The sequence below is a fragment of the Chitinophaga sp. genome (assembly GCF_017745275.1).
Classification (GTDB): domain Bacteria; phylum Bacteroidota; class Bacteroidia; order Chitinophagales; family Chitinophagaceae; genus Chitinophaga.
Map to the genome: position 1 here is coordinate 403838 of NZ_JAGHZS010000009.1, position 9131 is coordinate 412968.

A 9131-nucleotide genomic window follows, 5' to 3' on the forward strand; every position below is an offset into this window, starting at 1 on the left:
CAGCCGTAAGCGTGTCGGGGTAAGACAACTACGGACCGGCGATATGCCGGTCCGTAATTTACTCTAAATTATTTTCAGGTACAATTCCTTACTTGATATTTCTGAAGATACGACTCCAGCGGATACCGCCTTCTCCGTAGCTCATCCAGATTAACCACGCCTTACCTACTACGTGATCTTCCGGAACAAAGCCCCAGAAGCGGGAGTCGAGGGAATTGTTGCGGTTATCCCCCATCATCCAGTAATAGTTCATTTTAAAGGTATAGCTATCAGCAGCCTGACCATTGATGATAAATTTGCCGTCTTTTCTTTCGAGCGTATTGCCTTCATATACCCGGATAATGCGGTCGTACAAAGCAATATTGCTTTCCTCGAGCTTTACGGTAGCTCCTTTCTTTGGCACATACATCGGACCAAAGTTTTCGTCTGTCCATTTGAAATGTGCAGTATCATGCGGGAACACCGCGTTATAATTGAAGTCTGCGAAGTTAGCTTCTTCGTACAGGGTTACACTTTTAACAATCGGGCCAAGTGCCTTGATGGCTTCCACATTTTTTGGTGAAAGATTATACAGGAATTTGTTGCCATCGATCTGGTAAAAGTCAGGCGGCGTAGTAGCAATTCCTAATTCTTCCAGGCGGCTGGAATTCAGCTGATCACCGGTGGTTTCCACAATGTATTTATGCTGACTGCCAGGAGGTACCGGAGCAGGCTTTCCGTTGATATACACGGCGCTGTGAATGATTTGCAGGGTGTCGCCAGCTTCTGCCATGCAACGTTTAATATAATTCTCGCGTTTATCTACCGGACGTGTAATGATTTGATAAGAGTTCTGTACTGACTGCCAGCCTGTTGCTCTTACCATGTTGTAATAACTTGGATCCGGTGAATCTATGGCAACGGTATCTCCTTCGGGGAAGTTGAATACCACTACATCATAGCGTTTGATATCAGAAAAGCCGGGTAAACGTCTGTATTTCCATTTTACGGCTTCAGAATAAGCTTTTGCAGATTTAGTGAAAGGCAGGGTATGATGTACGAATGGTACTGCCAGGGGCGTCATCGGGATACGTGGACCGTAACTGATCTTGCTTACAAACAGGAAGTCGTTTACAAGTAAGGTCTTTTCCATAGAGGGGGTCGGGATCGTATAGGCCTCAAAAATGAAGGTGCGGATAAGCGTGGCTGCTATGATAGCGAAGATACCAGCGTCTAACCATTCTCTAACCGCAGATTTCTTTTTCTTTGGCTGACTGTCTTTGTTTTTTTTCCAAAATGCCAGGTTCATTCAGTTACGCTTATTAGATGCTTAAAAAGGCAAATATAATATTCTGTCCTTAGCCAGTAACTATTACTTTCGAAAAGTTTTCTTAAAAATAGATTAAAAGGATATTTATTATAGTTTTCCCCTATATAGAGCAGTCACCAATGAGTTAATTACAACAAGGGAAACTAATTGCAGATATCACCTGATCAGAGTACGCTGGCTAATATCCGGTTAATTTCGTTGGCCCGGTTTAGCACCATAAAATGGCCACCATCGGGGATTAGGTGGGTAGGTTGCAGGTATTTAACGGGGAAAGGCATGTCTTTAGCACCGTGAATATGTACCAACCCTGGAGGCACCTGTTCGTTTTCCCAATGCAGGATGGCATTCACCGCCCAGCGCATATAAGAGTAATCCCGTTTCGCGAGATATTCATTGACCAGCGCCCGCTCTTCATTTGTTTCAATATTGAGGAATTTCCGGACAATCATATTTCTGCGTTGATACAGGATACTATCCGGGAGTTTGTGCAGGCCCAGTCGCTTTACCCAGTTGTAGTAAGGCGGTTTTTCTGAGGTTTGCTTAATGCTGGAAAGCAGGATGTTTTTTTCTACGGGGATATGCCTGGCTATTTCCAGGCTCATGATGCCACCAAAGGATACACCTATGATGGAAACAGGCCCATCGACCGAGATGCCTTTCGCCATACGGGAGGCATACTGGCCGATGGGTTCATCCTGCAGGGGAGCAATCCAATGCAGGTAATGCACCTGGTAGCCGGAGGGGAAGCGCAGGTTATTAAAAATCCGCTCATCCGCTCCCAGTCCACTGATCAGATACAAGTGTTTTTGCATATCGCTTATGAGCTTACTCTTTTCTTATCACGGTTGGGTACTACAAAGTCGTCCACATCTTCAACGGTAATTGTTTTACCTGATAAAATCACCAGGCGTTCCACCACGTTGCGCAGTTCACGGATATTACCGGTCCAGTTATGATTTTGCAGGGCCTTCATAGCATCCTTATCAATGGCTTTACGGGAAATACCATATTCGCTGCAAACGCTGTCGAGGAAACTATCTACCAGTAAAGGAATATCTTCTCTGCGATCGTTCAGGGAAGGCACGTGGATCAGGATCACGCTCAGGCGGTGATAGAGATCAAGGCGGAAATTCTTTTCTTCCACTTCCTGCAGCAGGTCTTTGTTGGTAGCCGCTACTACGCGCACGTCTACACTGATTTCTTTATCGCCACCTACGCGGGTGATTTTACCTTCCTGCAAGGCGCGCAATACTTTGGCCTGTGCGCTCAGGCTCATATCACCAATTTCGTCCAGGAAAAGGGTACCACCGCTGGCTTGTTCAAATTTGCCGATACGTTGTTTCACCGCAGAAGTAAAGGATCCTTTTTCGTGGCCGAATAATTCACTTTCAATCAATTCACCGGGGATGGCGGCGCAGTTTACTTCCACCATGGGACCAGCTGCGCGGTTGCTGCGTTCATGCAGCCAGCGGGCAACCAGTTCCTTCCCTACCCCGTTCTCACCGGTCACCAGTACACGGGCATCTGTAGGCGCCACCTTTTCGATGGTTTCCTTAATTTTCAGGATGGGGGTAGACTGACCAATCATTTCCGGCACCTTGTTGACTTTGCGGCGCAGGGTTTTGGTTTCTGTTACCAGCGTGGTCTTATCCATGGCATTACGCAGGGTAATGAGCAGGCGGTTCAGGTCTGGTGGCTTGGAAATATAATCGTAGGCGCCTTTCTTTACGGCGTCTACTGCTGTATCAATGTTACCGTGGCCGGATACCATGATAATAGGGATGTCGCCGTTCACTTCCTTTGCTTTCTCCAGGAATTCCAGACCATCCATTTTAGGCATTTTGATGTCGCATAAAACGGCATCATAAGACTTTGCCTGGAACATTTTAAATCCTTCCATACCGTCGGCGGCCTCATCTACCTTATACCCTTCATAACTTAAAATTTCCGTGAGCGTTTTACGAATACTTTTTTCGTCGTCTATTATCAGAATATTAGCCATAGTCAATTTTGATTTTGCATTATCTGCAATCGGTGCAATTTACACAACGGGCAAAAATAAAGATTAATCAGTTAAAATTGCAGGATATCTAAGAGGATTTAACATGTCGGAAACAATTGAGATCGTCCCTTATAATGCCCTTTGGCCGGAAGAATACCGGGAAATTGCGGCACAATTGAGTAATGCCCTTGGCGACTATGCGTTAGCCATCGACCATATTGGTTCTACCAGTGTACCGGGATTATCTGCCAAAGATGTGATTGATGTGCAGGTAACGGTGGATTCGCTGGACCTGCCCCTGGAGCCATTGCTGGTACCGCTGGGCTATCGGCCTGCGAAACATCTCGTTGACCACCGGCCGCCGGGCCGGGAAGACCTGCCAGCGGAAGAACTGGAGAAACATTTTTATTCGCGTCCACACCGGCGGGTGAATTTACATATACGGGTATCAGGCCGGTTCAATCAACGTTATGCACTATTGTGCCGTGATTATCTTCGTACCCATCCCCTGGCTGCCAGGGCCTATGCCGAAATAAAACAACAACTCTCCCGCTATTTCCCCGATAATGCCGATGCATATTATGATATCAAGGACCCGGTGTTTGACCTGATTATGGAAGGTGCTTATGAGTGGAAACAGCGGTTAGCTGCAAGCAGTTAGCAGTTAGCCATTCACTAACTGCTAGCAGCTAACTGCTTACAGCTAAAGTTGAAATTTAACTCATAGTCTACTACCTTTACAGGGTATTAAGGCGCAATTTCAATATAGATAAAGCGTCGATACCTGTAATATCCATCCGTATATGACGAATGATTTTTTGGAAGAGTTGAAACGGCGGCACCAGTTGGCAGCAGCGAGTGCTTATCCGGCTACCGATGCAGTAGATGAATTTGTGAGCAACCTGGTGAACTGGTTATTTCCGGAGCACAAGGGCCAGGTGATTGCTGATCCTGCAGCGCTGGAGCGGTACAGCCATAAGCTGGACCTGCAACTGCAGGGATTACTGCATTCTATGGAGCATCAGTTGCCGGCAGCAGCGGCTACACTAAGTGCAACATTTATGAGCAAAGTGCCGGTGATTTATGATGAGCTGACAAAAGATGCCAGCGCAATGTACCAGGGCGATCCGGCAGCATCCTGTATATACGAGGTAATCCGTGCCTATCCAGGTTTTTATGCCATTGCCTTTTATCGCATTGCGCATGCATTATATAACCTGCATATCCCCGTATTGCCGCGTATGATTACCGAACTGGCGCATTCCCGCACCGGTATTGATATTCATCCGGGTGCGGTGATTGCTCCATGGTGTTGCATAGATCATGGTACCGGCATTGTGATCGGGGAAACCACCGTGATAGGGCCGCATGTAAAACTTTACCAGGGCGTTACCCTGGGAGCGTTGAGCATAGAAAAAAGTATGGCGCGCAGCAAAAGGCATCCTACTATTGAAGAGCATGTAGTGATTTATGCCGGCGCCACTATTTTGGGAGGTGACACCGTAATAGGCCACCACAGTGTTATTGGCGGTAATGTGTGGCTGATTAAAAGTGTGGAACCTTTCTCACGTATTTACTACAAAGCAGAACATAAATTTTCAGATACAAACCAGGATTAGTACAATGGCGTCCATCATCGATCTTATCGGTAATACACCGATGGTAGAATTAAAAAAGATTTCCGTGAATCCGTCCGTAAAAATATTTGCGAAGCTGGAAGGTAATAACCCCGCCGGCAGTGTAAAAGACCGGGCCGCCTATGGCATGATTAAAGGAGCGCTGGACAGAGGGGATATTAAACCGGGGATGAAACTGATTGAAGCTACCAGTGGCAATACCGGTATTGCGCTGGCCATGATCGCCAGTTTATTCGGATTGGAAATAGAGCTGGTGATGCCGGCCGATGCTACCCGTGAACGCGTACTCACCATGGAAGTATATGGCGCCAAAGTAACGCTTACCCCTAAAGAAGCATCTATGGAAGGTTCTATAGATTATGCCAACAGCAAAGTAGCTGGCGGCGGTTATTTCATGCTGAACCAGTTTGCCAACCCGGACAACTACGGTATGCACTACAAAACTACGGGGCCGGAAATATGGAGGGATACGGCGGGTCAGGTAACACACTTCGTCAGTGCCATGGGAACTACCGGTACTATTATGGGCGTATCCCGCTACCTGAAAGAACAACAACCCGCTATACAGATAGTTGGCTGCCAGCCTACGGATGGATCCAAAATTCCAGGCATCCGCAAGTGGCAGGAGGCTTATCTCCCAAAAATATTTGAAAAATCAAGAGTAGACAGGATCATGGATATTTCAGAGGCAGAAGCCAGAACCATGACCAAACGGCTGGCAAAAGAAGAAGCCGTGTTTTGTGGTATGAGCAGTGGCGGCGCAGTAGCAGCGGCGGTACGGGTATCGCAGGAAATAAGCAGCGGTGTGATGGTATGTATTATCTGCGATCGTGGCGACCGGTATTTATCAAGCGATTTGTTTTCCTGAGCAGAAAGCAAAAAGCTAAAAGCATAAAGCTATTGAGGCGAATGATCTAAGCGTATGAGTAAATTACTCGCTTAGATCATTCGCCTCAATAGCTTTATGCTTTTAGCTTTTTGCTTTCTGCTATTTCTTCATGTACATTACTTCTTTCACCAGTTTCACAGTACGCTCTATATCCGGCAGGTATAATTTCACCAGGTTAGGCGCGTAGTGCATAGGTGCATCCACAGCAGTGATACGGCGGATTGGTGCATCCAGGTAGTCGAAACCTTCTTTCTGGATACGGTAAGAGATTTCGGAAGAAATGCTCGCAAAAGGCCATTGTTCTTCTACGATAACCAGGCGGTTGGTTTTCTTCACAGATTCCAGGATAGTGAACCAATCCAGTGGACGGATGGTACGCAAATCGATTACTTCTGCTTCGATACCTTCTTTCGCCAGTTCTTCTGCTGCACCCAGTGCTACTTTCATCATTTTGTTGAAAGATACAATGGTTACATCTTTACCTGCACGTTTAATATCTGCTTTACCAATTGGAATGATGTATTCTTCTTCAGGTACTTCACCCATATCACCGTACATCAACTCACTTTCCATGAAAACAACCGGATCATCATCGCGGATAGCCGCTTTGAGCAAGCCTTTTGCATCATATGGGTTAGATACGGAAATTACTTTCAGCCCCGGGATATTGGCATAATAGCTTTCGAAAGCAGTAGAGTGCTGTGCACCGAGCTGTCCGGCAGAACCGTTAGGTCCACGGAAAACGATCGGGCAACCTACTTGTCCACCACTCATCGCGAGCATTTTAGACGCAGTATTGAGGATCTGATCCAACGCCAGTACAGCGAAGTTCCAGGTCATGAATTCAAGAACCGGACGCAGGCCATTCTGAGCGGCACCAACACCAATGGCAGTAAATCCAAGTTCTGCGATCGGCGTGTCAATTACGCGTTTTGGACCAAACTCATCCAGCATTCCCTGGCTCACTTTATAAGCACCATTGTATTCGGCTACTTCCTCCCCCATAAGGAATACCCGTTCATCACGGCGAAATTCCTCCTGCAGGGCTTCTCTTATGGCTTGTCTGAAAGCTATCTGACGCATGCTATTCTTATTGAAAGTTTAAATGCCTTTATTGAAAGGCAGGGCAAAAATATTGTTTGTTCACGAAAAAGCAAAGTAAACACCCGATTAATAATTATTATACCGCTGGCAGCCACCTTGCATGTAATTAATTAAAATAATTACATATATTTATATTTTTAACTTTATTGAAACCCGCCAACAATTTCCCGCTGTCATGATTACGATCACTATCCTCACCTTATGCTTTTTAGCGGCCCTTTCCTGTCGCATTAAAAAGGTGAAAGCACCGGTTTTGCAAGTCCTCCTATGGTATGCGCACATCGTACTGGCCTGCTTTACCGTAATATGCCTGCTACTGATGCTGAATAACTATGGCTTTAAAGGCACCCAAACCGAAAGGGTTTTCTTTACCCTCTACGCCGGCACCGGGATGTTACTTTATGGCGTCACGAAGCCGGACAACGACGCCAAATACGCCTACCTGCTCTGCTTCTTCGGATTTCCCTTTGTATTGTTACTGGGACTAATTCTCCCTTTTACCCGCACCATTACACTGGTGGCGGCCATCACATTGCTGAACGACAGTGAATTTCACCGCTACGATATCGATAACGACTACGCGCTGCAAACCAAAACCACCAGCATCCTGTCTACCTACCCTGCTTACAGCCTGGTGGTGGATAAATATTTGTTTTTTGAGAAGGTGATACCCGATGTGGTGAATCCCGGAACACCGGTACATTTCCTGAAGATGACGAAACGTGGGAAAGACAGCGTACGTGTACAGTTGAATAACCTGGATACGGTGCTGACCATGAAACGATAGCAGAAAGCGTAAAGCCGAAAGCATAAAGCTATTGAGGCGATTGATCTGAGCGAATATATTATCCGCTTTAACCAATCGCCTCAATAGCTTTATGCTTTCGGCTTTATGCTTTCAGCTCTTTTATACTTTCTCAATAATAATAGCGCTTGCTCCACCGCCACCATTACAGATACCAGCTACCCCATAGCGGGCATTCTGCTGATGAAGGATGGAATTGAGCGTTACCACTATACGGGCGCCGCTGCAGCCAATCGGATGTCCCATGGCTACTGCACCACCCCATACGTTTACTTTATCAAGGGAGAGACCCAGATCTTTTGCATTGGCGATGGGTACGCAGGAAAATGCTTCATTTACTTCTGCATAATCCATATCGCTGATTTTCATGCCAGCCTTAGCCAGCGCATTGTTGATGGCTCTAACCGGTGTAGTGGTAAACCATTCCGGCGCCTGAGAGGCATCTGCAAAACTTACGATTTTAGCCAGGGGCTTTAATCCCAGTTCTTTCAGTTTTTCGCCACTTACCAGTACTACGGCAGCAGCACCATCATTGATATTGGAAGCGTTGGCGGCAGTGATGGTACCATCTTTCTGGAAACTTGGTTTCAGGGTAGGCACTTTTTCGAAGATGACTTTTTTATAGTCTTCGTCTTCTGCTACGGTGATTACCTGCTTACCGGGCACCTGTACCGGTACTACTTCGTCTTTAAAATAACCTTTCTCCCAGGCGGCAGCGGCGCGTTTATAGCTTTCTATCGCGTAGGCATCCTGGTCTTCGCGGGTGATTTTATATTCGGTGGCACACAGTTCTGCGGCATTTCCCATATGGAAATCTTTGTACGGATCCCAGAGGCCATCGCGGATAATACCGTCAATTACGCTGCCGTGGCCCAGCTTATAACCGCTACGGGCTTTGTCCAGGTAGTAAGGCGCTGCGCTCATGTTTTCCATGCCGCCGGCTACCACTACATCGTTGTCGCCCAGCATAATGCTTTGAGCGCCCAGCATAATGGCTTTCATACCGGAAGCGCAAACCTTGTTAACGGTAGTACAGGGCACATTGTTAGGCACACCGGCTGCGAGGCTGGCCTGGTTTGCCGGGGCCTGACCCAGGTTGGCACTGAGTACATTTCCCATATACACTTCATTCACTTCTGCCGCAGCAATACCCGCTCTTTCCAGGGCGGCTTTGATAACGGTGGCACCGAGCTGTGTGGCCGGAACGCCTGTCAGTGCACCATTGAAGGATCCTATGGGGGTGCGGGCTGTAGCTACTATAAATACTTCTTTCATCTGATAAATAAGATTGATTTGGCTAGTTTATAATCTACCAAATATAACGAAAGAAGCAGAAAGCAGAAAGCAGAAAGCAGAATGAGTCGTCCTAGAATAGGTTGACAGAT

The 9131-nt window shown here is 46.7% G+C and carries 9 protein-coding genes; 4 read left to right on the top strand and 5 right to left on the bottom strand.

The genetic code is table 11. From position 1 onward, the window contains the following. Positions 1–88: 88 nt before the first annotated feature. The 3 genes from lepB to J7623_RS26760 form a co-directional block, all read right to left on the bottom strand. The gene (gene lepB / locus J7623_RS26750; protein ID WP_291926698.1) at positions 89–1288 is read right to left on the bottom strand and encodes a signal peptidase I; all 1200 of its coding nucleotides are present in this window, start codon (positions 1286–1288) and stop codon (positions 89–91) included. Positions 1289–1473: 185 nt separating this feature from the next. After that, complete coding sequence (locus tag J7623_RS26755; RefSeq protein WP_291926701.1) at positions 1474–2121, bottom strand: alpha/beta hydrolase; 648 nt, start codon at positions 2119–2121, stop codon at positions 1474–1476. Between the two features lie 5 nt (positions 2122–2126). Next, complete coding sequence (locus tag J7623_RS26760; RefSeq protein WP_291926704.1) at positions 2127–3311, bottom strand: sigma-54 dependent transcriptional regulator; 1185 nt, start codon at positions 3309–3311, stop codon at positions 2127–2129. Positions 3312–3414: 103 nt separating this feature from the next. Here J7623_RS26760 and J7623_RS26765 point away from each other — a divergent pair, with 103 nt between their 5' ends. The 3 genes from J7623_RS26765 to cysM all read left to right on the top strand — a co-directional run bounded on the left by J7623_RS26765 (position 3415) and on the right by cysM (position 5816). Next, on the top strand, positions 3415–3972 hold the full coding sequence (locus J7623_RS26765) for a GrpB family protein (RefSeq protein ID WP_291926706.1): 558 nt from the start codon (positions 3415–3417) through the stop codon (positions 3970–3972). Between the two features lie 142 nt (positions 3973–4114). Beyond that, complete coding sequence (locus tag J7623_RS26770) at positions 4115–4930, top strand: serine O-acetyltransferase (RefSeq protein ID WP_291926710.1); 816 nt, start codon at positions 4115–4117, stop codon at positions 4928–4930. A 4-nt stretch (positions 4931–4934) separates the two neighbouring features. Next, on the top strand, positions 4935–5816 hold the full coding sequence (gene cysM, locus J7623_RS26775) for a cysteine synthase CysM (RefSeq protein WP_291926712.1): 882 nt from the start codon (positions 4935–4937) through the stop codon (positions 5814–5816). A 120-nt stretch (positions 5817–5936) separates the two neighbouring features. Here cysM and J7623_RS26780 read toward each other — a convergent pair whose 3' ends face one another. Next, positions 5937–6920, bottom strand: coding sequence for a pyruvate dehydrogenase complex E1 component subunit beta (locus J7623_RS26780; protein WP_291926715.1), 984 nt, complete (start codon positions 6918–6920; stop codon positions 5937–5939). Positions 6921–7116: 196 nt separating this feature from the next. Here J7623_RS26780 and J7623_RS26785 point away from each other — a divergent pair, with 196 nt between their 5' ends. Further along, complete coding sequence (locus J7623_RS26785; protein WP_291926718.1) at positions 7117–7728, top strand: hypothetical protein; 612 nt, start codon at positions 7117–7119, stop codon at positions 7726–7728. A 120-nt stretch (positions 7729–7848) separates the two neighbouring features. On the opposite strand, the gene J7623_RS26790 is transcribed toward J7623_RS26785, so the two are convergent. Next, entirely contained in the window at positions 7849–9021 is a 1173-nt protein-coding gene (locus tag J7623_RS26790) for an acetyl-CoA C-acyltransferase (RefSeq protein WP_291926721.1), read from the bottom strand. Between the last annotated feature and the right edge of the window lie 110 nt (positions 9022–9131).

Bases quoted from the DNA above. Each gene is read 5' to 3' on its own strand.
- lepB (WP_291926698.1), bottom strand. From the start codon at position 1,288: ATGAACCTGGCATTTTGGAAAAAAAACAAAGACAGTCAGCCAAAGAAA.
- J7623_RS26755 (WP_291926701.1), bottom strand. From the start codon at position 2,121: ATGCAAAAACACTTGTATCTGATCAGTGGACTGGGAGCGGATGAGCGG.
- J7623_RS26760 (WP_291926704.1), bottom strand. From the start codon at position 3,311: ATGGCTAATATTCTGATAATAGACGACGAAAAAAGTATTCGTAAAACG.
- J7623_RS26765 (WP_291926706.1), top strand. From the start codon at position 3,415: ATGTCGGAAACAATTGAGATCGTCCCTTATAATGCCCTTTGGCCGGAA.
- J7623_RS26770 (WP_291926710.1), top strand. From the start codon at position 4,115: ATGACGAATGATTTTTTGGAAGAGTTGAAACGGCGGCACCAGTTGGCA.
- cysM (WP_291926712.1), top strand. From the start codon at position 4,935: ATGGCGTCCATCATCGATCTTATCGGTAATACACCGATGGTAGAATTA.
- J7623_RS26780 (WP_291926715.1), bottom strand. From the start codon at position 6,920: ATGCGTCAGATAGCTTTCAGACAAGCCATAAGAGAAGCCCTGCAGGAG.
- J7623_RS26785 (WP_291926718.1), top strand. From the start codon at position 7,117: ATGATTACGATCACTATCCTCACCTTATGCTTTTTAGCGGCCCTTTCC.
- J7623_RS26790 (WP_291926721.1), bottom strand. From the start codon at position 9,021: ATGAAAGAAGTATTTATAGTAGCTACAGCCCGCACCCCCATAGGATCC.